Origin of the sequence: Achromobacter sp. HNDS-1 (assembly GCF_040084795.1) — a bacterium.
GTDB classification, from domain to species: Bacteria; Pseudomonadota; Gammaproteobacteria; order Burkholderiales; family Burkholderiaceae_B; genus Achromobacter; species Achromobacter ruhlandii.
The window spans coordinates 1,430,968-1,453,990 of sequence record NZ_CP157584.1; the positions used below are offsets into that span (position 1 = coordinate 1,430,968).

Annotated in this window: 18 protein-coding genes, 1 tRNA gene and 1 pseudogene; 12 read left to right on the top strand and 8 right to left on the bottom strand. The window is 67.1% G+C overall.

Annotated elements, in window-relative coordinates:
• Positions 1–49 precede the first annotated feature (49 nt).
• Positions 50–1,201: pseudogene (locus tag ABFG95_RS06405) on the bottom strand (methyl-accepting chemotaxis protein); the annotation flags it as partial.
• A gap of 672 nt (positions 1,202–1,873) precedes the next feature.
• Between ABFG95_RS06405 and ABFG95_RS06410 the strand changes: the two are divergent.
• The 5 genes from ABFG95_RS06410 to ABFG95_RS06430 all read left to right on the top strand — a co-directional run bounded on the left by ABFG95_RS06410 (position 1,874) and on the right by ABFG95_RS06430 (position 9,856).
• A complete protein-coding gene (locus tag ABFG95_RS06410) occupies positions 1,874–4,924 on the top strand; it encodes an autotransporter domain-containing protein (RefSeq protein ID WP_348995609.1) in 3,051 nt (1,016 codons plus the stop codon).
• Positions 4,925–5,211: 287 nt separating this feature from the next.
• Complete coding sequence (locus tag ABFG95_RS06415) at positions 5,212–6,177, top strand: N-carbamoyl-D-amino-acid hydrolase (protein WP_348995610.1); 966 nt, start codon at positions 5,212–5,214, stop codon at positions 6,175–6,177.
• Between the two features lie 99 nt (positions 6,178–6,276).
• On the top strand, positions 6,277–6,675 hold the full coding sequence (locus ABFG95_RS06420; protein WP_049072846.1) for a DUF6157 family protein: 399 nt from the start codon (positions 6,277–6,279) through the stop codon (positions 6,673–6,675).
• Positions 6,676–6,873: 198 nt separating this feature from the next.
• Entirely contained in the window at positions 6,874–7,581 is a 708-nt protein-coding gene (locus ABFG95_RS06425; protein ID WP_049072845.1) for a response regulator transcription factor, read from the top strand.
• A gap of 583 nt (positions 7,582–8,164) precedes the next feature.
• Positions 8,165–9,856 carry a flagellin gene (locus tag ABFG95_RS06430; protein WP_348995611.1) on the top strand — a complete coding sequence of 564 codons (1,692 nt, stop codon included), beginning with the start codon at positions 8,165–8,167 and terminating at the stop codon, positions 9,854–9,856.
• Between the two features lie 109 nt (positions 9,857–9,965).
• Here ABFG95_RS06430 and ABFG95_RS06435 read toward each other — a convergent pair whose 3' ends face one another.
• Entirely contained in the window at positions 9,966–11,453 is a 1,488-nt protein-coding gene (locus ABFG95_RS06435; RefSeq protein ID WP_348995612.1) for a methyl-accepting chemotaxis protein, read from the bottom strand.
• Positions 11,454–11,994: 541 nt separating this feature from the next.
• Between ABFG95_RS06435 and ABFG95_RS06440 the strand changes: the two genes are divergently transcribed.
• Both ABFG95_RS06440 and ABFG95_RS06445 read left to right on the top strand, forming a co-directional pair.
• Positions 11,995–12,960: a tripartite tricarboxylate transporter substrate binding protein gene (locus ABFG95_RS06440; protein WP_348995613.1), complete on the top strand. Its 966-nt coding sequence runs from the start codon at positions 11,995–11,997 to the stop codon at positions 12,958–12,960.
• Positions 12,961–13,092: 132 nt separating this feature from the next.
• Positions 13,093–13,710 carry a LysE family transporter gene (locus ABFG95_RS06445; RefSeq protein WP_278992604.1) on the top strand — a complete coding sequence of 206 codons (618 nt, stop codon included), beginning with the start codon at positions 13,093–13,095 and terminating at the stop codon, positions 13,708–13,710.
• Between the two features lie 33 nt (positions 13,711–13,743).
• Here ABFG95_RS06445 and ABFG95_RS06450 read toward each other — a convergent pair whose 3' ends face one another.
• The 3 genes from ABFG95_RS06450 to ABFG95_RS06460 all read right to left on the bottom strand — a co-directional run bounded on the left by ABFG95_RS06450 (position 13,744) and on the right by ABFG95_RS06460 (position 16,023).
• A complete protein-coding gene (locus tag ABFG95_RS06450; protein WP_348995614.1) occupies positions 13,744–14,121 on the bottom strand; it encodes a hypothetical protein in 378 nt (125 codons plus the stop codon).
• Positions 14,118–14,405, bottom strand: a complete 288-nt coding sequence (locus tag ABFG95_RS06455) for a DUF6516 family protein (protein ID WP_175146086.1) — start codon at positions 14,403–14,405, stop codon at positions 14,118–14,120. The genes ABFG95_RS06450 and ABFG95_RS06455 overlap by 4 nt, the downstream gene beginning before the upstream one ends.
• A gap of 160 nt (positions 14,406–14,565) precedes the next feature.
• Positions 14,566–16,023: a phospholipase D-like domain-containing protein gene (locus tag ABFG95_RS06460; protein WP_063584372.1), complete on the bottom strand. Its 1,458-nt coding sequence runs from the start codon at positions 16,021–16,023 to the stop codon at positions 14,566–14,568.
• A 204-nt stretch (positions 16,024–16,227) separates the two neighbouring features.
• On the opposite strand from ABFG95_RS06460, the gene ABFG95_RS06465 reads away from it, so the two are divergent.
• Positions 16,228–16,303 (top strand) — tRNA-His (locus ABFG95_RS06465).
• 104 nt (positions 16,304–16,407) lie between these two features.
• On the opposite strand, the gene ABFG95_RS06470 is transcribed toward ABFG95_RS06465, so the two are convergent.
• Positions 16,408–17,343, bottom strand: coding sequence for an alpha/beta hydrolase (locus ABFG95_RS06470; RefSeq protein ID WP_348995615.1), 936 nt, complete (start codon positions 17,341–17,343; stop codon positions 16,408–16,410).
• Between the two features lie 95 nt (positions 17,344–17,438).
• Between ABFG95_RS06470 and ABFG95_RS06475 the strand changes: the two genes are divergently transcribed.
• Entirely contained in the window at positions 17,439–18,023 is a 585-nt protein-coding gene (locus ABFG95_RS06475; RefSeq protein WP_169537394.1) for a CGNR zinc finger domain-containing protein, read from the top strand.
• Between the two features lie 43 nt (positions 18,024–18,066).
• Here ABFG95_RS06475 and ABFG95_RS06480 read toward each other — a convergent pair whose 3' ends face one another.
• Positions 18,067–18,495 carry a PaaI family thioesterase gene (locus tag ABFG95_RS06480; protein WP_049072835.1) on the bottom strand — a complete coding sequence of 143 codons (429 nt, stop codon included), beginning with the start codon at positions 18,493–18,495 and terminating at the stop codon, positions 18,067–18,069.
• Positions 18,496–18,666: 171 nt separating this feature from the next.
• Here ABFG95_RS06480 and ABFG95_RS06485 point away from each other — a divergent pair, with 171 nt between their 5' ends.
• From ABFG95_RS06485 to ABFG95_RS06495, 3 genes are all read left to right on the top strand, one after another.
• Positions 18,667–19,572, top strand: coding sequence for an AraC family transcriptional regulator (locus ABFG95_RS06485; RefSeq protein WP_348995616.1), 906 nt, complete (start codon positions 18,667–18,669; stop codon positions 19,570–19,572).
• 340 nt (positions 19,573–19,912) lie between these two features.
• Positions 19,913–20,620 carry a fumarylacetoacetate hydrolase family protein gene (locus ABFG95_RS06490; RefSeq protein ID WP_348995617.1) on the top strand — a complete coding sequence of 236 codons (708 nt, stop codon included), beginning with the start codon at positions 19,913–19,915 and terminating at the stop codon, positions 20,618–20,620.
• A gap of 207 nt (positions 20,621–20,827) precedes the next feature.
• Complete coding sequence (locus ABFG95_RS06495) at positions 20,828–21,700, top strand: NAD(P)-dependent oxidoreductase (RefSeq protein ID WP_312485325.1); 873 nt, start codon at positions 20,828–20,830, stop codon at positions 21,698–21,700.
• A gap of 21 nt (positions 21,701–21,721) precedes the next feature.
• Here ABFG95_RS06495 and ABFG95_RS06500 read toward each other — a convergent pair whose 3' ends face one another.
• On the bottom strand, positions 21,722–22,993 hold the full coding sequence (locus ABFG95_RS06500) for an MFS transporter (protein WP_054417706.1): 1,272 nt from the start codon (positions 22,991–22,993) through the stop codon (positions 21,722–21,724).
• Between the last annotated feature and the right edge of the window lie 30 nt (positions 22,994–23,023).

Consider the following 23,023-nt stretch of genomic DNA (forward strand, 5'->3'; position numbering starts at 1 on the left):
CCGCCAGCGTCAGGCACGCAGCCACCGGCTCCAGCACCGCCTGCGTGCCGAGCTTGAAGCGCCGCACCTGCTGGGCCAGCCGGCCGGCCTGCTCGCGCATGGTGCGGCCGGCCGAGTCGGCCTGGCGCGAGCCGTCCTCGACGCGGCTGACGGATTCGTTGATCAGCGCGTTGATCTCCTTGGCCGCGACCGCGGAACGTTGCGCCAACGTACGCACCTCGCCGGCCACCACGGCGAAACCGCGCCCTTGCTCGCCGGCGCGCGCCGCCTCGACGGCGGCATTCAGCGCCAGGATGTTGGTCTGGAAAGCGATGCTGTCTATGACATTGGTGATGTCGGCGATGCGGCGCGAACTGTCAGCGATGGCGTCCATGGTCCGCACTCCCCCATCGACTTCTTCGCCGCCGCGCGTGGCCACGCTGGAGGCGCGGGTGACCAGCAGTTCCGCCTCGCGGGCGTGGTTGGCGTTTTGCTGCACCGTGCTGGTGAGCTGCTCCATGGAGGCCGCGGTCTGCTCCAGCGAGGCGGCCTGCGCCTCGGTGCGTTGCGACAGGTCGGCGTTGCCCTGCGCGATTTCGGAAGACGCCGCGGCGATGCCTTCGCAGCCATCACGCACATCGCGCACGATACGCGCCAGGCCGTCGTTCATGCCCTTGAGGGCGCCCATCAGGTCGCCGGTCTCGTCGCGGGTCGTGATGCGAATGTCGTTCGTGAGATCACCGGCGGCTACCTGGCGCGCGGCGCGCACCGCCTGGCCCAGCGGGCCGACGATGCCACGCGTCATCAACCAACCCAACAGCACGCCAAGCGCCACGCCCGCGATCGACAGCGCGACCATGATGCCGCGGATGCGCGCATACAGTTCCGTGCCTTCCCGCACCGATTGCGCCGTGGCGGTCTCCTTATTGCGGGCCAGCTTGGCCATGAGCTCATCGAGGAGTTCGGAGGACGCGATCACGTTCTTCTCGATCTCGACGGCGCGGGGATCCTTCCGCATCAGGGGCAACGCACGGGCGGCGGCGAGGAAGGCCTCGGCGTCGCGCTGGATATCCATGGCCCGCACCGCCGCGTCGAACTGCTGGCGGATGGCTTCGCGCTCGCGCTCGGTGGACGCCGCCAGATAGCTGTTGCGGGCGCGGCCGGCGTACACCAGTTGCAGGTTGGCGTCCTTCATTTCAGACAACCCGCGCAACTCGACCTCACATGGTAGGACCGCACGAAAACTAGGGATAACCCTAGGAACGAACGATTTTTCCGACTGTTCCCCCTGCTGGTTCAAGCAACGGCTGAAACCCCTCATAAATTTCAGTAATCAGCCATCTGCCCGTCACGGTTGGCGCTCGGCTGTCCGGCGGTCCGACAACATGCCCGCACGCCGCCCGCCAGGCATCCGCTAATGCCCGGTTAATGCACGACACCCAACATTCGGCATCGATCAAACCGGGCATGGCCGCCCCTCATCTCGCGCCGGCGCGCTGTCCTCGGGGCCGGAAGCCCCCACCAATATGGAGATTGCCTCGTGCGCCAACGCCGATCCGTGCCGATCGCTTTCGGACGCGCCCTGCCGATCCTGACGCTGGCCATCCTGGCCGCGTGCGCCGGAGGAAGCGGCGGCGGCGGCAATGCAGGGGCAGTCCTGCCGGCCCTGGGGAACAGCGGTGGGGCCGGCGGCAAGGACGACCGGGGCGGCATGGCGCTTCCCGATGCCGGGGCTGGCCTGGGGGGCAGCGGACCAGCCGTGGTTCCGGTCGAGCCTGCGGACCCTGTTGTGCCGGCCGATTCCACTGCGCCTGCCGATAGTGCGCGGCCTGGGTATCCCGCGCCGCCTTCCGATACTGCGCGGCCAGCCGATCCAGAGCCGCCTGCCGATCTTGTGCTGCCCGCCGAGCCCTCGCAGCCGGCCGATCCTCCGCAGCCGGCCGATCCTCCGCAGCCGGCCGATCCTCCGCAGCCGGCCGATTCCACGCAACCTGCCGATCCCGCGCCGCCCGCCGATTCCGCGCCGCCTGCCGATTCCGCGCCGCCTGCCGATCCCGCGCCGCCCGCCGATTCCGCGTCGCCTGCCGATCCCGCGCCACCCGCCGATCCCGCACCGCCCGCCGATCCCGCGCCGCCCGCCGATCCCGCACCGCCCGCCGATCCCGCGCCACCCGCCGATCCCGCGCCGCCCGCCGATCCCTCGCCGCCCGCCGATCCCTCGCCACCCGCCGATCCCGCGCCGCCCGCCGATCCCTCGCCGCCCGCCGATCCCGCGCCGCCCGCCGATCCCGGCGCCGCCATCGAGCCCGTCGGCGACACGGGCGTTCCCGGCTGGCGACCGACCTCGCCCGCGCCGACCCCGCCCGTCGCGGCGGCCTTCGATGGCGCCGGCGTGAACATCGGAGTGATCGACAATGGCTTCGAAGCCGATCCGACCACGGACCACCACAAGCTGGCGATCCGGGACGTGCTGCGCGAGGTGATCGCCCCCGAAGACGCCGAAGCCACCAACGAGGACGGCGATATCGCCACCCATGGCGCCATCGTCAGCCGCATCATCGGCGGCCGGATCGTGGCCGACGACCCCTTTGCCAAGGGCGCGGCCACGGGCATCAACCTGTATCAGGCAAACCAGGCCACCGAATTCTCGAACCAGACCCTGCGCAAGCTGCTGTCGGCCTTGGACGCGCGGGGGGTCAAGATCGTCAACAATTCCTGGTCCTTCGCCCCTGGCCCCGATTACGCCTTGCCCGACGGCGATGAAACCCAGCCCGATTCCTCGACCGTCCAGGGCTTCTTCCCGCTCCTGCGCGAAGCGGTGAACGACAACGGCCAACTGCTGATCTGGGCCAACGGCAACGAAGCCAGGTCCGATCCCTATCTACTCGCCGGCGCCCCCTCACTGGAGCCCGCGCTGGAACGTGGCTGGCTGACCGTGACCCAACTACTGGCCAACGGCGATCTCGCTCGCTGGTCCAACGCTTGCGGCATCGCCGCGAACTGGTGCCTCAGCGCGCGATCGCCGGACGATGACACGCTTAGGGGGACATCGTTCACCGCTCCCGTGGTGACCGCCGCGGCGGCATTGGTATCACAGGCCTATCCCTGGATGGACAACAGCGCCCTGCGCCAGACCCTGCTGTCGACGGCTGACGACATGGGCGACCGGAGCCGATTCGGCTGGGGCCGCTTGAACAGGGATCGCGCGGTGCGCGGCCCCGCCCTGTTCGACACGCGCCTGACGCTGGGCGGGGATTTCGTGGCGGACTTCGATGGGATGCGCTCGGCGTTCTTCAACGACATCGGTGGCGATGCCGGCCTCGACAAGCGGGGCACCGGGGCGCTGGTGCTATGGGGCAGGAACGACTATGCCGGCGCCACGACAATCACCAGCGGCACGGTGGAGCTGTACGGCAGCGTGGCAAGCGACATCGCGATCCATGCCGATGGCGCGCTGATCGCCGACGGCGGCGTGGCGGGGCGTTCCGTGGCCAACAGCGGCACACTGCTGGCCAACGGCAACGGCCTGCACATCGGCGGCGACTACACGGCCACGCGGCCCGAGGCCCGCATGATGGCGCAGCTCGGCACGGCCGTGACCGTCGACGGCACCGCCGCGCTGGGCGATTCCACGCTGGTGGTCACCAAGCCCGACGATGCCTACGTGGTGATGTCGCGCGAACCCGTGCTCAAGGCCGGCCAGGTGGTCGGCCGCTTCGGCACGGTCGAGACGGACGCGGGCCTGCTGTACACGGTCAGCCCCGACTACTCGGCGACCCGGGTCGACCTGAACGTCACGCGCGGCAACGTGGCGGCCGTGGCGCGCGGCCTGTACGCCGGCCAGACCGCCCGGCTGGACGCCGCGCGGGCGGTCGAGACCGCCTTCCAGGCCGCCGACGCGAAAGTGCTCGGCGCCGGCGCCAATGTCAGCGACGCGTTCGTCGCGGGCGCGGCCAGGCTGCAAGCCGTCGGCAGCGCGCCGGCGCTGGCCGCCGCGCTCGACAGCGTCAGCGGGCAGATCCACGCCTCGTCGCAGGCGCTGGCATTCCAGCAATCCGAGACCGTCAATCGCGCCCTGTCCGACCGCATCGACGGCTTGTCGCCGGCGGGCACGCCAAGCGGCGGCTGGGTCCACATGACCGGCGGCACCGGCCGGTTGCGCCAGTCCGGCTATGCCAGCGCCGACACACGCCAGTACGGCGGTCAGGCCGGCTTCGACCACGCCGTCGCGGACAACGCGATACTGGGGGTGGCGCTGGCGTGGTCCGACGCCAAGGCCGCCTTCGACAGCCATGGCGGCCGCGCCAGGAGCCAGAGCACGGGGCTGTCGCTGTACGGACGCATCGGCGCCGCCGACGGGCCCTATCTGGCGGCGCGCGCTGGTCATGAATGGATCCACGCCGACATCAGGCGCGAGGTCCTGGTCGGCAACGCCGATCATCTGGAAAGTGGCCGCGGCGATGGCCTGACCTCGCTGTACGCCGAAGCCGGCCATGTGTTCGCCAAAGACGGCGGCCGCATCGCGCCGTTCGCGGGCCTGTCACATGACCGTCTGCGGCGCGGCCCGATCGACGAAGGCGAACAGCCCTTCGCTCTCCGGGCCAGCAGGCGTTCCTATCACCAGACAGCCGCCCTGCTCGGCCTGCGCTTGCATGCCGCGCCCCTGGCCTGGGCCGGCGGACTCACCACCTTCAGCGCCTACGGGGCCTATCGCTACGGCAACCCGACACGGCTGGACTTCACGGCGGCCTTCGCTGGCGCCCCCGATGCCAGCTTCAGGGTCGAAGGCATCGGGCTACCCCGCCATGCGGGTTGGGTCGGCTTGGGCGCCGGCACACACGTGGGCGACGCAATGTCGTGGTTCGTCAACGGCAATGTGCGATTCGGCCATGGCGGCGTGGCCAGCAATGGAGTGTCGGCAGGCTTGCGTTATCGGTTCCCATGATTCCAGGACGGTGTATCGACGCGCCGGCGTCCATGAAGGCCGCCGCGCCTATCAATCTTTGCGCATCACTCATGCGCCATCGTTATGGCCTGCAACCCGCATGGCTGCCTCATGGGAAAAAATCTCCATTCAAAACAGACTCTTAGGGAAACAATGTAGATCCGGCGCAGGCGCCACCACAGGCATCGTCCCTGGGTTCCCCTATCGCCCGCCAGCGGGCAATCTAGGCGGTTTGATTCCAAGAGGCCCGCACGCGAGGCCTCGATCCCCCTACGAGGAGCTTTCCTGTGAGCAAAACTTCCACCCGCCGCAAGCTTGGCCTGGCGGTCGCGCAGATGGGCCCGGTGCACCTGGCCGACGACCGGGCCGCCGTGGTCAAGCGGCTGGTCGCCATGATGCGCGAGGCGGCCTCGCGCGGCAGCGAATTCGTGGTCTTTCCCGAACTGGCGCTGACCACGTTCTTCCCGCGCTACTGGATGAGCGAAGCCGAGGCGGTCGAGCGCTTCTTCGAGCGCAGCATGCCCAACGCCGACGTCCAGCCGCTGTACGACACCGCGCGCGACCTTGGCATCGGCTTCTATCTGGGTTATGCCGAGATCACGCCGGACGGCCGCCGCTTCAATACGGCCGTGCTGGTCGACCGGACCGCGCGCGTCATCGGCAAGTACCGCAAGATCCACCTGCCCGGCCACGACGACCACAAGGTCGACGCGCCCTTCCAGCACCTGGAGAAAAAATTCTTCGAAGTGGGCGACCTGGGTTTTGGCGTGTGGGACATGGAAGGCACCCACGTCGGCATGTGCCTGTGCAACGATCGTCGCTGGCCGGAGACCTATCGCGTGATGTCGCTGCAGAGCGCCGAACTGATCGTGCTGGGCTACAACACGCCCTCGCTCAACATCCACTGGAACGAGCCGGCGCACTGGCGCACCAGCACGCACGAGATCGTGCTGCAGGCCAGCGCCTACCAGAACGCCGTCTGGATCGGCGCGGCCGGCAAATGCGGCTCGGAAGACGGACACCACATGATCGGCAGCTCGATGATCGTGGCACCTTCCGGCGAGATCGTGGCGCGTTCGACCTACGAGGAAGACGAGGTCATCACGGCCCATATCGACCTGGCCATGGGCCAGACCTTCCGCGAGCACGTGTTCAATTTCGCCAAGCACCGCAGCCCGCACCACTACCGGCTGATCGTGGAGCGCACCGGCGCCGGCGAGCCGCTGCCGACGCGGCAGCCTGACGCGGATTAGCGACTACTGCCCGCCGGGGCGCGTACACTGGTCCATTACAGACCGGACGCGCCCCGAGCCGTCGCGAGACACGGGCCGGCTCGCACACGGGAACCCGCCATGACGACGAACTACACGCAGACGTTCATCACCGCCTCGCCCGACAGCACGGCCACGGCGGGAACCGTGCCGCCCAAGGCTGGCTCCATCGCGCAACTGCAGCACGCGCTGCTGACGCAACGGCCCTACCACTACACCAGCGACGATCTGCTGTTCGAGGTCCACGCCCTGCGGCACGGCATCGCGCCGCGCGACCGGGCGCAGGCTCGCGAAGCGTTCTTCGCCCGCCCGCAGGCCTGCCTGCGCGCCTCGCCGCTGGTCAAGCAATTCGGCTGGGGCATCCATCATGACGCCGATGCCCGCATCGCCGCCTACGGCGTGGAAACGCCGGCCTACCGGAAACTGAGCGCCGCCGCCGGCGTGAAGGTGGTGGCGGGCATGCGCAGCCGCAGGGCATGAGTTCCCGCAGTGCGGCCGACGCTGTCGAGGGCCCGGCGCACGGATCGCGCCAATATCAGACCAACACCAATACTTCAGGCGCGCATCGCGCCAGCGGCCGCCCCTAGAATCTCGGAGGTCTGGATTTCGAAGGGGATTGCTGGACGAACCGGGTCGCGGCCCCTTGGCGGGACGCGACCGGCAACGCCAGGCATGGGTATGCGCATCCTAGTCGTTGAAGATCCGCCCGATTGGGCGGACACGGTATCGCGGCACATCGCCGAACTCGGTCACGCGGTGCGGACATGCGCGGGCCAACGCGAAGCGCTCGACCACATCCGGCGCAGTCCGCCGGAGATCCTGGTCACCGGCGCTTCGCTGCCCGATGGCGACATGCTCGGGCACATCGCCGCGCTGCGCCGCGCCCTGCCCGCCATGGGCATCATCGTCCTGACCGGCAGCGTGCGCATGCACGCGCAGCTGCAGGGCATGAGCGATGGCGCCGACCACTACCTGATCAAGCCGGTGCAGTTGCCCGTGCTGGCCGTCACGCTGACCGCGCTGGAACGCCGCCTGCTCACCGGCGCGCAGGCGCAGGCCGACAAGCCGCGCTGGACGCTGGACGTGGCTTCGCGCGAGCTGCGTTCCACCGAGGGCGACCAGGTCGCGCTGACGGCCAAGGAGTCCATCGTGCTGGCCTCGCTGATCCAAAGCCCGAAATTCCCGGTCAGCCACAAGCGCATGTCGCAGTTGCTGGGCTATCCCGAAGTCATCTACGACCAGCATCGGGTCAATGCCCTGCTCTACCGCGTGCGCAAGAAACTGTCCGCCATCCGCGGCACCCCGATGCTGATCCGCAACATCTATTCCGAAGGCTCCCTGCTGGTCCTGCGCGACGTCACGGTCGGCATCGCCATGCCGGGCTGAAACGCCGGCGATGCGCGCCGGGCATGCGCGCCGGGCATGCGCGTCGGGCATGCGCGCCGGGCATGCGCGCCGGGCATGCGCGCCGGATATGCGTTGCTGGATATGCGTTGCTGGATATGCGTGTTGGATATGCGTGTTGGATATGCGTGCCGGATACGCGCGCCGGATATGCGTGCCGGATATGCACGCCGCGCAGAGGCGCGACCGCGTGTTTCCATGCGGACCGGTCACCCCGCGACACGCGCGATCATTTGTGATTTTTCGACCTGGCAGACTCGCCTACACTGAACAGGTCTTTCAACTTTCCCCAAGAGAGAAAAGACAAGAAAGCCCCGCCAGTTACAAGCCGGCGGGGCTTTCTCTTTGCGCGCGAAAACTACACCATGTTTCATTAATTGCGAATAAAAACTCACAAAAAATCATAAACCCCGGAATTGGGTGCTCTCCAACTAAATATCGTTTCTCCTGCTGTCGTAGTCCTGGCAACGGACGAGCCCGCATCCCGCGTTGCCGGTTCGTCACGTGCATCCCGGGCGGCGTAGCCGCCCTGTTTGATCAAGCCACTCTTTCCAGGAGCAAACACATGGCTGCAGTCATCAATACCAATTACTTGTCGCTGGTTGCGCAGAACAACCTGAACAAGTCCCAGTCCGCCCTGGGCACCGCCATCGAGCGCCTGTCGTCGGGCGTGCGCATCAACAGCGCCAAGGACGACGCCGCCGGCATGGCCATCGCCAACCGCTTCACCGCCAACGTCCGGGGCCTGACCCAGGCCTCGCGCAATGCCAACGACGGTATCTCGCTGGCGCAGACCACCGAAGGCGCGTCCGCCGAGATCACCACTCACCTGCAGCGCGTGCGCGAACTGACGGTGCAAGCCGCCAACGGCAGCTATTCGCCGGAACAGCTCGACTCCATCCAGGACGAAATCAACCAGCGCCTGTCGGACATCGACCGTATTTCGCAACAGACCGACTTCAACGGCGTGAAGGTACTGTCGGCCAGCGCCAAGCCCCTGACGCTGCAGGTCGGCGCCAATGACGGCGAGACCATCACCCTGAACCTGTCGGAAATCAGCGCCAAGACGCTGGGCCTGAACGGCTTCAACGTCAATGGCAAGGGCATCATCGATAACGACAAGGCCACGGTAACCAACCTGCTGGCCGCGGGCGCCCCCGCGCCCGCCGCCGCCACGCCGAACGATTACGTCGTGACCACCACGTTCGCCAAGGTCAGCGCCGAACAGGCTTTCGCCAAGCTGCAAAACGGCAACACTGTTACGGTGGCGGCGGCTGCGGGTAACACCACCTACACGTACGATGCCGCCAACGACAACTTCACGTTCGACAACAAGACCGCCACCGCCACGTTTGCCACGCTGGTTACAGCGCTGACCCCTGCCACCGGCAGTGTCACCGCCACCTACACGAACAAGGGCAACGCGAGCACGACCTTCGAGGTCGACTCTGCTGGCAACGTCACCATTGGCGGCAAGGCAGCCTTCCTTACCACCACCAACGAACTCACTACCAACAATCCCACCGGCGCTGTACCCGCTGCCACGCTCAACGGCATTCTGACCGCAACCGCCAAGGCGGCTGTCAACGACGCTTCCGTATCCATCGGCGGCAAGATCTACAACAGCAGCGGCACCGCGGGCGAAGTTCGATACGTCGACACCAAGAGCAAGGATGAGGTCCTGGCGGCTTTGAAGGCGGGCCCCGCCAATAGCAACGTCGTCCTGGGAGACGGCTTCGCCACCGCCACGCTGGCGTTCACCAACGGTCAATCGACCGACACGTACGTCGATGACGCAGGCGACTTCACCACGATCGCCGGCGGTACGTACACGACGACCTACACCGTCGACCCCAATAACGGCACCATCACGGTCAAAGACGGCACCGGTACGGGCGCGTATGCACCCAGGAAAGGCGCCACCGTCTACGTGAGCGCCGCGGGCAAGCTGACCACGGAAACAACTAGCCAGGGTGACAGGACCACGGATCCGCTCAAGACCTTGGACGCGGCCTTCAATGTGCTGAACAAGCTGACCGGCGAAATGGGCGCCGTGCAGAACCGCCTGGAATCGACCATCAACAATCTGGACAACGTGGTCAACAACCTGTCCAACGCGCGCTCGCGCATCCAGGACGCCGACTACGCCACGGAAGTGTCGAACATGTCGCGCGCCCAGATCCTGCAACAGGCCGGCACGTCGGTCCTGGCCCAGGCCAACCAGGTGCCGCAGACGGTGCTGTCGCTGCTGCGTTGATCGTTTCGTAGCTTGACGGCCTCGGCCCCCGGACCTCGCGCAAGCGGGATCCGGGGGCCGATTCGCATGACGGCGGTCCGTTGCACGGCCGTGCGGCCATGGCGTGCGCTCAGGCGCCGGCCAGGGCCAGCGCGGCGGGCGCGTGACGCTGTGGCACCGCGACCGTCCCGGGCGCGGGCGCGGCCTGCAACCGGAACAGCTCCACCGCCCGCAGCAATTGCGCCGCCTGTGCTTGCTGCGAGGTCGAAGCGCTGGCCGCCTGGGCCACCTCGGACGCGGTTTGCCGGACGAGTTCGTCCATATTGGCCACCGCCAGGTTCACCGCATCGATGTCGGCGCTCTGGGTCTGGCCGGCCTCGCCGATCTCTCCCACTACCCGCGCGGCCTGATCGATGCTGGACACCACTTCGCGGATCACGCCGGCCGCGTGATCGGCCTGGCGAAAGCCATCGCTGGTTTTTTGCAGGGAATCGGCAATCAGCGCGCGGATATCGCGCGCCGCGCTGGCGCTGCGTTGCGCCAGCGCGCGGACCTCGGTGGCGACCACGGCGAAGCCACGGCCGCTTTCGCCGGCGCGCGCCGCTTCCACGGCCGCGTTCAGGGCCAGGATGTTGGTCTGGAAGGCAATGCTGTCGATCAGCCCGATGATCTCCGCGATCTTGCGCGCCTGTTGCTGGATCTCGCCCATGACCGTCGCCACGCCGGCCACGGCCGCGCTGCCGGTATCGACCGTCTGGCGCGCCTGCTCGGTCAGTTGCCGCGCCTGCAGCGCGCGCGCCGCGTTGTCGTGGACGTTGGCCGCCAGGTCGCGCATCGACGCGGCGGTCTGCGCCAGCGACTCGGCCTGGGTGCGGGCATGCCCGTCGAGCTGCTGATTGCCTTGCGCCATCTCGCGCGCGGCCGCCGACAATGCCGTCGCCGTGGCGCGCACTTCACTCATGGTCCGATGCACGGCGTCCATGGTGCGCTGGAAACTCTGGCCCAGCACGCTATCCATGTGCATGCCGCCGAAGCGCAGGTCGAACACGCCGCTCTCGCGCCCGATGTGGGCGCTCAGGCGCGCCAGTTCCTCGGCGGCGATGGCGGCGCGCTCCATCTTCCACGCGAGCCAGCCCAACGCCGCGGCCTGCACCACCACATAGGCAGCGTGCAGCAGCACCATGCCCAGGCCGGGTTCGGTGAAACAGATGGCGCCATAGCCCCACTGTTGCAGGTAATTGAAGGACAGGTGGTGCAGCGCAATGACCACGGCGGCGCACAGAATGACGCGCCAGTCCCGGTAGGCCAGCAACAGCGAGAGCAGCACGAAGATGCCGAAGTGGATCTCGGCCTGCCCGGACAGCAAGTGGATATGGAGCGCGGCCAGCACCATCAGCGCACAGGCCACCGCCAGCCGCGTGACCACGCGCCCGGGCCGCCACAGGATCAACAGCGACGGGATACCCGCCGCCAGCAGTCCCACGACGATGGCGGCGTACCAGCGGCCGTACTGCGGCGCCATGCCCAGGCCAACCAGAAACAACAGCCACAGCAGCGGCAACATCGCACGATCGGTACGTCGATACGAATCCAGCAACAAGCCGCGCGCGGTGGGCATGATCGGGTCCTTGAAATGGAAGATGCGCCATGACCGGCGCAGGTCCTATTCTGCGGGGACAATATCAATTTGTGAATATTTATTTCATATCGTTTTCCCTTCTTGGGCGCAAGCCGGTGCGGACTCGCGCGACTCGCGAAACTCGCGCGGTTCACACGATTCGCACCGTTCGCACGATTCACACGGTTCGCACGATTCACATTCGCACCGACTCGCCTGATTCGCCTGATTCGCCTGATTCGCCTGATTCGCCTGATTCGCCTGATTCGCCTGATTCGCCTGACTCGCCTGAATCGCCGGACTCGCCTGAATCGCCGGACTCGCCCGACTCACCGGACTCGCCTGATTCGCCTGATTCGCCTGACTCGCCCGACTCGCGCCGCCGCCCCCGCCCCACGTGAAAACCCTGCCCTCGCCAAGGCGTCGAAGCGCTTTTCGCAATTTAGTTAACATGTTAAAAAACACTCGCTGTCCGGTATCACCTCGCCATACGTAGCGTTCTTCCACGTTCGACAAGCACAGAGAGACAACGAGGTTTCCCATGCATATTCTTGCGAAGCGCCTGCTGGCGCTGGCGGCCCTGTCGCTGGCCGCCGCGGCCCAGGCCCAATCCTGGCCAACCCAACCCATCCGCTGGATCGTGCCCTATCCGGCCGGCGGCGGCACCGACGTGCTGGCCCGCACGGTCGTCAGCGGGCTCGAAAAGCCGCTGGGGCAGACCCTGGTGGTCGAGAACCGCCCCGGCGCGGCCACCATCGTGGGCGCCACCGCGGTGGCCGAATCGGCGCCGTCCGGCTATGTGGTCGGCTCGGTCGACATCGCCACCCTGGCCTTCAACCCGGCCCTGTACGCCAGCCTGAGCTACGACCCCGCGAAGTTCACCTACATCGGCGGCCTGGCCAGGTTTCCGATGATGCTGGCGGTCAGCGCGAATTCGCCCTACAAGACGCTGGACGAGGTATTGCAGGCGGCCAGGAAGCAGCCCGGCAAGCTCACCGCCTCGTCGGCCGGCAGCGGCACGCCGCACCACCTGGCGCTGGAACTGTTCAAGCAACGCACCGGCGCCGACATCCTGCACGTGCCCTACAAGGGCGCGGCGCCGGCCATCCAGGACCTGCTGGGCAATCAGGTGGACCTGATGTTCGTCGACCTCACCAGCGCGCTGCCGAACATCAAGGCGGGCAAGCTGCGCATCCTGGCGACGGCCACGCCGCAGCGGCTCAAGGAACTGCCGGACGTGCCGACCATGGCCGAACAGGGCGTGAACGACTACACCGTCTATTCCTGGCAGGGCGTGGTCGGCCCGCGCGGCCTGCCCGAAGCCGTCACCAAAAAACTGTCCGCCGAACTGCTGGCCGCGATCCGCACGCCCGCCATGTCGCAGAAGATGGCCGATATCGGCGTGCAGCCCATGCCGATGTCCGCGGAGGAATTCAGGGCCTATGCCGAGCAGGAGCGGCGGGACTGGGCCGAAGTGATCCGCAAGGCCGGCATCAAGCGGGAGTAAAGCGCGGGGCGGACCGGCCGCCGCGCGCTTGCCGCCCCATGCGCGGCAACCGCGCGCCCGGCTCGGGCGCATGGAACGATCCCGCCGGCGCCAGCGGCTCTACAATGCCGCTACCTTTTCGGGAGTCTTTCCATGCTCGGTGTCACCGACTATGGCGCCTTCGTGCTCGCCTTCATCATGCTGTTGATCATCCCGGGGCCGGGCAATTTCGCCCTGCTCACCGCCACCGGCAAGGGCGGCATCAAGGCGGGCCTGGCCGCGACCTGCGGGGTGATCCTGGGCGACCAGGTATTGATGTGGCTGGCAGTGGCCGGCGTGTCGGCCCTGCTGGCGGCCTACCCCACCGCGTTCCATATCGTGCAGTGGGCGGGCGCCGCGTACCTGGCGTGGCTGGGGCTGCAGATGATGCGCAGCAAGCCTGGCGCCGCGCCGCGCCCGAGCCGCATGGACAACGGCCATTACCTGCGCCAGACCGCGATGATCACGCTGCTGAACCCCAAGGCGATCATGTTCTACATGGCGTTCTTTCCGCTGTTCATCGATCCGGTCAGGCACCAGGGGCTGGTGACCTTCGCCTTCATGGCCGTCACCGTGGCGGCGCTGACGTTTCTCTATGGCCTGGCGGCGGTGCTGCTGACGCATCAGCTGGCCGAGCGCATGCGCGCCAACCCGCGCGTGGCCAATCTGCTGGAGCGATTGGCCGGCGTGTTTTTGCTGGGATTCGCGGTGAAGCTGGCGGCGATACGGTAGGTTGTCACTTTTTTCGGCCGATTCATCAGCCAGCTACGCCGCCTTGCGCCTGTCCTGGGTGAGATGCATATCGATGTGAATATCGGCGAAAGGGCATATGAGCCCCCCCCCCTCGTCTTGTTCCAGGAGCCCAAGGGCAACGAGGGCATGGGCATCCTGGTGAACGCGCTTTACATCGCGGCCCAGGCGGCGAGCTAGTTCTCGCACGCCAACCCGACCCGCGCCCAGCATTTCCCGCACCATGTTCCAACGCAGTTCCGTCAGCTGACCAAAGAAAGCAGCGGCGGACTCAAAGTTAAGCCGCTCCCCCTGATACTCGCCTGACCGCGCCCCGGCAACGGCGCGCTTGCCAACGCCTGCCAGAAAGGCGCGCCAATCTTGAATGATAGTGACAGTCAAGGTTCGCTTCATATGCTGCCTCTCCATTTCGTGACCTCCACAACGAAGTCCTCCAGCAACTGCGCTATGCCCCGGAACTCATAAGGAAGCTCTCGTTCTTCCTGGTGCATGTGATCACCCTTGCCACGTTCGTTATCGAAACCTACGATCCGCTTGCCATCACGGGCATACACCAACCGATACTTGAAACCATGGGTGGTCGGAGGAACTGGCCGCGGCACCTTCCAGATAACGATTTGCAGAATGCCGCCTTCGGCATCGACGCTCTTTTCGCTGATGATCAGGGTAGCGCGCATGTTGTCAATTGTGCCAACGAAAATTGGTGTTGTCAAAATTGACAACACCATGAAAATCAGGCCGGGAATCGCCAATCCCGCGCAGGTTGGCGGGTGGCGGCAGGCATTGTGGTCTTACTTCCGGGTCTGCCCGGAGGCCGAAGGGCGCACTGGCGCTGCGCTAGAGATAAGGCGTCGCCAGCCAGATCACCTTGTTGCGCAGCCGCTTGGCGAACGGCGCCTGCTGCAATTCGTCGAGCGTCTGCCGGCGGGCATTGGCCACCAGCGCATCGATGCGGGCGCCGATCCAACATGCCACCTGCGGGTCGTAGATTTCGGTATCCAGCTCGAAGTTCAGCCGCAGGCTGCGAGGGTCCAGGTTGGACGAACCGACATAAGCCCAGCCGTCATCCACCGTCATCAGCTTGGAATGGTCGAACGCCCCGCGAGAGCGCCAGACGCGGCAGCCGGTGCGCACCACCTGGTCCAGTTGCGCCGTCATGGCGTAGTCGACCAGCCGCAGGTTGTTCTTGCCCGGGATAACGATGTCGACGATCACGCCACGCCGCGCCGCCGTCGCCAGCGCGCCGATAAGCGGCTGGTCCGGCAGGAAATAGGGAGACTGGATGCGCACGTGGCGCTGCGCCACCGCCAGCGCGCCCAGGATGATGCTGTGCGCGCTGCCCATGGCCCGGTCCGGCCCCGACGGCACGCAGCGCATGGGCACCACGCCATGCGGCGGCTGCGCCTGCGGATCGAACCACGGCTGCGCCGGCAGCGACTCGTGGGTGGTGAAGTTCCAATCGTGCGCGAACACCGACATCAGCTGCGTCACGATGGGGCCTTCCACCCGGAAATGCGTATCGACGTTGGTCGCCGCGCCCGACAGCGCCGTCACGAAGGCCGCCCGCACGTTCATGCCGCCGGTGAAACCGATGCGCCCGTCCACCACCAGCACTTTGCGGTGGCTGCGCAGATTGGCATAGGGCATGCGCAGCACGCCCAGCGGATTGGTCATGAAGCGCGCCACCGGCACGCCGCCGCGCGCCAGCATGCGCACGATCGGCGGCCGCGAATACTTGGCGCCGATCGCATCGATCAGCACCCGCACCTGCACGCCGCGCCCGTGCGCCTCGATCAGCGCCTGCGCCATCTCGCGGCCGATTGCGTCGTTGTCGAAGATGTAGCTCTGCATCGCCACCGCGTGACGCGCCTCGCGGATCGCCTGCAGCATCGCCGGATAGGCTTCGTCGCCGCCAGCCAGCGGCCGCACCGCGTTGCCGCCCAGCAGCCGGAAGCGGCTGACCTGGTCGCCCAGCACCTTCAGCGACGCGAACTGCGGCCCCGAGATCGGCGCCACGTCCACGCTGGGCGTTTCCACCAGCGCCGCGTCCACCAGCATCGCCTCGTCGCGCTGCTGCGACAGCCGCGTCTTGCGGATCCGGTTGATTCCGGCCACGAAATAGGCCGCGGCCCCGAACAACGGCGAGAACAGCGTCAGGCCGACCCAGCCGATGGCCGAGCGTACGTCCTGCTTGGTCATGGCCGCGTGCACCGCCGCCCCGGCGCCCGCCACCACGCTGACGCCGAACACCATGTGCGGCCAATAAGCGATCAGTAATTCGTGTATGCGATCCATGGCAACGGCGCGACGCGGGCCTCCAGAGCGTGATTCGAGCGCCAAGGATAGCAAGGCCGGCGGGCCTGGCAAGAGGACGGAAATGTCCTGGGTGACCCGGCCATGTCCGCGGTTTTACACGGCCCGAAAAAACATGCTAGAATTCGGCCTCTTTGCAGTTGAGCACGAAATGTTGTGTGCCATTTAACAGCAAGGAAACCAGTGGTGGCTGTAGCTCAGTTGGTAGAGTCCCGGATTGTGATTCCGGTTGTCGTGGGTTCGAGTCCCATCAGCCACCCCACCGAATTTTCCAGAAAACAGCCGCTCCTTGAGCGGCTGTTTTTTTTCGCCTGCTTTTTCGGCTGCGTTTTTTAGCGAACTCGGGTTGGCGAACTTGGCCCTTCGCTACTTCACATTGCCATCCAGAAACGCACGGATCACCCCGCCGATCTCCACCCCATGCGTTTCCAGCGCCAGGTGCCCGGTGTCGTAGAACCGCACCTGCGCGCCAGGGATATCCCGCTTCCAGGCCTGGGCGCCGGCGGGCAGGAAGAACGGATCGTTCTTGCCCCACACGGCCAGCAGCGGCGGCCGATGCTCGCGGAAGTAGGCCTGGAACCGCGGATACCGCGCCACGTTGGAGGCGTAGTCCAGCAGCAGGTCGAGCTGGACCTCGGCGTTGCCGGGCCGGGACACCAGCTGGCTTTCCAGCGCGATCGCATCGGGCGCGACCAGGGTCTTGTCCGGCACGCCTTCAAGGTATTGCCAGGCGATGGAAGCCGGCGTGGCGAATTCGCGCAGCGCGTCGCGATTGGCCTGTGACGGCTCGTTCCAATAGCGCTGGATCGGCGCCCACCCCTGTCCCAACCCCTCTTCGTACGCATTGCCGTTCTGCGAAATGATGGCGGTGATGCGGGACGGCTGCGTCGCCGCGATACGCCAGCCCACCGGCGCGCCGTAGTCGAACACCTGCATGGCGAAGCGTTCCAGCTTCAGTTGGCGGGTGAACTGGTCGATGGTCCTGGCGAGCTGGTCGAACGTGTACGCATACTGGCCGCGGGCGGGCGCCTCGGTGAAGCCGAAGCCGGGCAGGTCCGGGGCGATGACGTGATACTTGTCCGCGAGCATCGGGATGAGATTGCGATACATGAACGACGAGGCCGCATAGCCGTGCAGCAGCAGCACCGCCGGCGCGCCGCGTTGGCCCGCCTCGCGGTAGAACACGTTCACGTCGCCCACCTGTTCGAAACGGTGCCGGACCTGCAGGCCCGCCGCCTGTCCGTCGCCCGTCTGCTCCGCTGCGCCCGACCCGCCCGCGCCCGCCACGTTTTCCGAAGCCATGATGACACTCCTTAGTAACCGTTAAATTGAATTTAAAAGGTTACTTTGGTGCAAAGTAACTGGTCAACGAATTTTTTATAGGTTACATTGGTCGCATGCCGGAAACTCCAAAATCCCCCAAGGCTCCGCTGTTCGTCGGCGATGACCTCGCGCTCGACTTCATCAATAGTGCGTATGGCGTCGGCGCGGCGCGCCACGACTGCTTTACCGACGATGACGCCGTGTTGGCATGGCTGCAGTTGGCCGGCGCGCAGCCCGCCGACGCCGGCGCGGCGCCTGCCGGCCTGAAGGCATTGGCCGTGAAGTTGCGCGACAACGCGCGATCACTGTTGGATGCGGCGCGCCAGCAAGGCAGCGCGGATGCCTCGGTCGTCAATCATGTGCTGCAGGCCGGCCGCGCCTCGGAGGCGTTGCAGTGGGATGAGGCCACCCAGGCGTTCAAGGTGGTCAGGGTGCGCCGCCGCGACGATGCCGCGAGTTTTCTGGAACCCATCGCGCAAGCGGTGGCCAGGCTGCTGACCGACACGCCGTTGGCGCTTGTCCGGCAATGCGAGGCCCACGACTGCACACTGATGTTCCACGACAAGACGAAGTCTCATCGGCGCCGCTGGTGCAGCATGGCGCTGTGCGGCAATCGGATGAAGGTGGCGGCCTTCCGCTCGCGGCAGAAGGCGGAGTGAATGAGGGGCGGCGCGCCCAGGCGATAGGGCCGCCCCCGCCCGCTCAACCGTCCGAAGTCGGCACCGCGGCCTGGCGCACGGCGAAGACGGCGCTGGCCTTGAGCACCAGGCGCTGGTCTACCTTGAGGTGGCAAGTGGCGTAGATCAGGCGCTTGCCGCGCTTGTCGATGGTGACGTGGGCTTCGAGCCAATCGCCGGGCATGACGGCGTTGAGGTATTCGACCGACATCTGCGCGGTGACGACCGACGCCTGGCACTGGTGGGCAATGACGTAGCCGAGGGCGCTGTCGGCCAGCGTCGCGAGCAGGCCGCCATGGGCCATGCCGTGCATGTTGCCGTGGGCCGCGCCGACGCGCATGGCCAGCACGTCGTCGGCCTCGCGCCGGTAAAAACCGCCCAGGTCCGCCAGGTGACGCATGAACTGGCTGCTGGGGTGCCAGGGCGCGAAGCCGGCGGGAATGGTGTCTGTCATGAGGATGAGGTATGTCTGCTGCGCAATGTCCCACGGTAGCGCAAAGCGGGCGGCGCCCGCCAGCGCGGGGCGGCGGCGACCGGTGAGCGGACAATTTCAGCGGCGACTGGCGCCACCGTCGCGCCGGCGCTACATTCTGCCCATGCAATCGTCCGTTTCACCGCCCCGCGCATGAACCGCATCAAGACCTACGGCATGGCCGAGCGCGCGGATTATTTCGACTTCGATATCCGTGCGCAGCAGGTGCGCGAGCCGCTGGAGCAGCCGCACCGGCACGAGTATTTCCAGATCCAGGTGAACCTGGAGGGCGATACGCGCCAGACCATCAGCGGCACCACGCGGCCGTTCCCGCGCGGCGGGCTGAGTTTCGTGCTGCCGTACCGCGTGCACCTGGTGCCGCATCCGCCGGGCGCGCGCTACGTCATCATCAATTTCGCCCAGCGGTTCCTGTGGCCGGAGCTGGCGGTGGATGCGCTGGACCTGGAGGATGTGCCGGTGTCGCAGGCGCCGGCGCTGGCGCCGTTCCTGTTCCAGGAATACCTGGATTTCGAGCTGGACGCGCAGGGACTGGCCGAGGCCGAGGGGTTGATCGCGCGCCTGATGGAACAGAACCGGCGGCGCGGCTTCGGTTCGTCCACGGCGATCCGCGGGCTGCTGCTGCAATTGATCGGGCTGGTGTGCGGCCGCTACGAGGCCGACCTGCTGCACCTGGCGCGGCATCACGCCGGCAGCAGCCGGCGCGAAAGCGTGCGGCGGGTGCTGGCGCACATCGGCGCGCACCTGGCCGAGAACCTGACGCTGAACGATGCGGCGGCGGCGGCGTTCCTGTCGCCCAATTACCTGGCGCACCTGCTCAAGAAAGAGACCGGCAAGACCTTCACCGAGCTGGTGGCCGAGCGCCGCATGGCGCTGGCGCGCGACCTGCTGGCGCACACGGCGTGCAGCGTGGCGCAGGTGGCGCATGCGGCGGGGTTCGCGGACGAGGCGTATTTCTCGCGCCGCTTCCGCCAGCTGGAAGGCGTCAGCCCGACCGGCTACCGCGAGCGCCTGCGCGGCGGCGAGGCGCAGGCGCGGTGAGGCGGAGGCGCGGGTGGGCCGATGCACTGTGAAGCCGAGGCACGGTGAGGCCTAGCCAATGTGAGGCCGATGCACAGTGAGGCCGAGGTACTGTGAGGCCGAGGTACTGTGAAGCCGATGCACGGTGAAGCCTGGGCACGGTGAGGCCGCCGGCGGTAAGGTCGACCCGCTCTGAAGCCCCCACCCTGGCGACAGCCCGCCACAAGGCGCGGAGAAGGACACGACAAGACGCGCGGCCAAATGCGCGGAATCGTCCACGGATTGCGTAATCGTCTCCAGGCCGAGCGGGCGAGGCGGACCTAAGCTGGCGGCAACCCTCGCAACCTTCAGGAGACCCGCGATGACCCAGGCCGTCCAAACCCCGTTTGCCGTGGCGCAGACCACCGTGCCGATCGCCGGCAGCGCGCTGCGCTTTCCGGTGCGCCGCATCTATTGCATCGGACGCAACTACGCGGCCCACGCCATCGAGATGGGGTCGGACCCGAGCCGCGAACCGCCGTTCTTCTTCCAGAAGCCGACGGACGCGATCCAGGTGGTGCCGCCGGACACGGTGACCGACCATCCCTACCCGCCGCTGACGCAGAATTACCACTACGAGGTGGAGCTGGTGGCGGCGCTGTCCCAGGGCGGCCGCGACATTCCTCTGGACAAGGCGCTGGACTGCGTCTACGGCTACGCGCCGGGACTGGACATGACGCGGCGCGACCTGCAACGCGGCATGGGCGACCAGAAGAAGCCGTGGGAGATCGGCAAGAGCTTCGACCACGCGGCGCCGATCGGCCCGATCCATCCGGTAGCCCAGACCGGTCACTACAAGGAAGGCGACATCTGGCTGGCGGTCAACGGCGAGCGCAAGCAGCAGGCCACGCTGTCGCACATGATCTGGTCGGTGGCCGAGCAGATCTCGCGGCTGTCGCAGGCGTTCGAACTGTTTCCCGGCGACCTGATCTATTCGGGCACGCCGGAGAACGTCGGCCCGGTAGTGCGCGGCGATGTGATCGTGGCGCACGTGGACGGCCTGCCGGAACTGAGCATCCGCATCGTGTGATGCGCGGCGCAGGCTGGCCCTGCCGCCCTCCCCGACGCCAGCCTGGTCTTGGCGCCTCGCCGCCCGGCATGCGGCGGGGCGCCGTAAGGCCATCCGGCAAGGGATCGCGGCGCCGCGCCCCACGGCGGTGCGGCGTCCGGGTCCTCGCGGATCTGAGAGTAAGATTTATGCCATAACAAACAGCCCGTGTGGCAGGAGCAGTGGAAGATGGCAAAAATCGGTATGGTGGGCATCGGCCTGATGGGCCATGGCATCGCAAGCAATCTGGTCAAGCATGGTCACGCGCTGACGGTGCTGGAACATCCGGGCAACCAGCCGCTGGACGCGCTGAAGGCGGCGGGCGCCACCAGTTGCGCCGACGGCGCGACGCTGGCGGCGCAGTCCGACGTGATCATCCTGTGCGTCACGGGCAGTCCGCAGGTCGAGGCGGTGCTGCTGTCGCCCGGCGGCGTGCTGGAAGGCCTGCGGCCCGGCACGGTGATCATCGATTGCTCGACGGCGATCCCCTCCTCCACCGTCAAGGTGGCCGAGGCCGTCACCGAGAAGGGCGGCCGTTTCCTCGACGCCCCCATGACGCGCACGCCGAAGGAAGCCGCCGAAGGCCGCCTGAACCTGCTGGTGGGCGGCGACAAGTCCCTGTTCGATGAATGCAAACCGATCCTGGCGTGCTTTGCCGAGAATATCGCGCACGCCGGTCCGGTGGGCGCGGGCCACCGCATGAAGCTGCTGCACAACTACGTGTCGCTGGGCGCGATCGCGCTGCTGTCGGAAGCGGCCGCCTGCGCGCTGCGCGCCGACATCGACCCGGCGGTGTTCGCCGAGGTGCTGACCAAGGGCGGCGGCGGCGGCGTGGCGCTGGAGCGCCTCAAGCCGTATCTGCTGGAACAGGACCCATCGTCGCTGCGCTTTTTCATGTCGAATGCGCAGAAGGATCTTTCCTACTACAACACCATGGCGGCCGAGACTGGCGCGGTGCGCGAGATCGGCGCGGCCGTGCTGCACACCTATGACCAGGCGGTCAGCCAGGGCGGCGGCGAGCGCTACGTGCCCGAGCTGGTGTCGCTGCTGAAGGACCGCTGAGCCGGATGGCGCGGCGCGGGCTCAGCGCCCGCCCGCCGCCATCGCCGGCACGGCGCGCAAGGCGCCGCGCCGCGGCAGTTGCAGGGAAATGGCCGCGGCCAGCAGCAGCAAGGCGCCGGCCGCGCCGAACGCCACCCAATGGGTATGGAAGGTCTCGAAGGCCCAGCCGCCCAACCATGAACTGATCATGCCGCCGACCTGGTGGCCCAGGTAGGTCAGCCCGTACAGCACGCCCACCAGGCGCACGCCGTAGACGTCGGCCAGGATGGCCGACGACAGCGCGATGCTGCCGGCCCAGACCACGCCGCCGATGGTGGCGGCGGCATACAGTTCCCAATGCGCGCCGACCATCACCAGCGCGAAGAATCCCAGCCCGCGCACCAGATAGATGACGGCCAGGATGTTGCGCCGCTCGACCTGATCCGACATGCGGCCCAGCACCAGCGTGCTGAAGATCGCCACCAGGCCGATCAGGCCGATGCCCAGCGAACTGGTGGTGGCGTCAAAGCCATGGTCCATCAGCATCGGCATGCCGTGGGTGCCCAGCAGGTTCATGCTGAAGCCACAGGCGAACAGGCCCAGCGCCACCTGCCAGAATGGCAGCGTGCGCACGGCGTCCTTGACGCGCGGCTCGGGGCCCTTGGCGGCGGGCCTGGCGCCGGATTTCTTTTCCACGATCTGGTGCGGCAACAGGTCGGTGTGCTCGGGCGCCTGGTCGCGCATCACGAACAGCGCCATCGGCACGGTCAGCAGCGCGAACAGCACGGCGAATGCCAGCAGGGTTTCTTGCCAGCCGACAGCGCCGATGGCGAAAGTGAGCGTGGGCGTCATCAGGGCGATGCCCGCCATGGACCCGGTGGACAGGAAGAACAGCGCCATGCCGCGCTGGCGCGTGAACCAGCGGCTGATGACGGGAGTGAGCGCCACCGGGCTGGTGAAGGCCAGGCCGATCGACAGGGCCACGCCGAAGGCCAGCAGGAATTCGATGGGGCCGCGCGCGAATACGGTCCAGATCGACGAGGCCACCACGATGGCGGTGCCGGTGAGCAGCACGAAGCGGGTGCCGCGGGTGCTGACCAGGTAGCCGGCCAGCGGCATGCCCAGACCGTAGCAAAGCATGCCGACCGCCACGATGCCCGACAGCAGGCTGCGCGAGAAACCCAGGCCGTCGGCCATGGGCAGGAAAAACGGGCCAATGCCCATGCGCAGGCCCACCGTGAGCAGCGTCAGCACGGTGGCCGCCCCGACAATGTTCCAGCCGAAATACCAGCCGCCCGATGCTTGCTTCTCCACTTGCCTGTCTCCTTGTGTGTTCTTGTCGCG

Bases quoted from the DNA above. Each gene is read 5' to 3' on its own strand.
- ABFG95_RS06420 (WP_049072846.1), top strand. From the start codon at position 6,277: ATGACGACGAACTACACGCAGACGTTCATCACCGCCTCGCCCGACAGC.
- ABFG95_RS06425 (WP_049072845.1), top strand. From the start codon at position 6,874: ATGCGCATCCTAGTCGTTGAAGATCCGCCCGATTGGGCGGACACGGTA.
- ABFG95_RS06430 (WP_348995611.1), top strand. From the start codon at position 8,165: ATGGCTGCAGTCATCAATACCAATTACTTGTCGCTGGTTGCGCAGAAC.
- ABFG95_RS06435 (WP_348995612.1), bottom strand. From the start codon at position 11,453: ATGCCCACCGCGCGCGGCTTGTTGCTGGATTCGTATCGACGTACCGAT.
- ABFG95_RS06440 (WP_348995613.1), top strand. From the start codon at position 11,995: ATGCATATTCTTGCGAAGCGCCTGCTGGCGCTGGCGGCCCTGTCGCTG.
- ABFG95_RS06445 (WP_278992604.1), top strand. From the start codon at position 13,093: ATGCTCGGTGTCACCGACTATGGCGCCTTCGTGCTCGCCTTCATCATG.
- ABFG95_RS06450 (WP_348995614.1), bottom strand. From the start codon at position 14,121: ATGAAGCGAACCTTGACTGTCACTATCATTCAAGATTGGCGCGCCTTT.
- ABFG95_RS06455 (WP_175146086.1), bottom strand. From the start codon at position 14,405: ATGCGCGCTACCCTGATCATCAGCGAAAAGAGCGTCGATGCCGAAGGC.
- ABFG95_RS06460 (WP_063584372.1), bottom strand. From the start codon at position 16,023: ATGGATCGCATACACGAATTACTGATCGCTTATTGGCCGCACATGGTG.
- ABFG95_RS06470 (WP_348995615.1), bottom strand. From the start codon at position 17,343: ATGGCTTCGGAAAACGTGGCGGGCGCGGGCGGGTCGGGCGCAGCGGAG.
- ABFG95_RS06475 (WP_169537394.1), top strand. From the start codon at position 17,439: ATGCCGGAAACTCCAAAATCCCCCAAGGCTCCGCTGTTCGTCGGCGAT.
- ABFG95_RS06480 (WP_049072835.1), bottom strand. From the start codon at position 18,495: ATGACAGACACCATTCCCGCCGGCTTCGCGCCCTGGCACCCCAGCAGC.
- ABFG95_RS06485 (WP_348995616.1), top strand. From the start codon at position 18,667: ATGAACCGCATCAAGACCTACGGCATGGCCGAGCGCGCGGATTATTTC.
- ABFG95_RS06490 (WP_348995617.1), top strand. From the start codon at position 19,913: ATGACCCAGGCCGTCCAAACCCCGTTTGCCGTGGCGCAGACCACCGTG.
- ABFG95_RS06495 (WP_312485325.1), top strand. From the start codon at position 20,828: ATGGCAAAAATCGGTATGGTGGGCATCGGCCTGATGGGCCATGGCATC.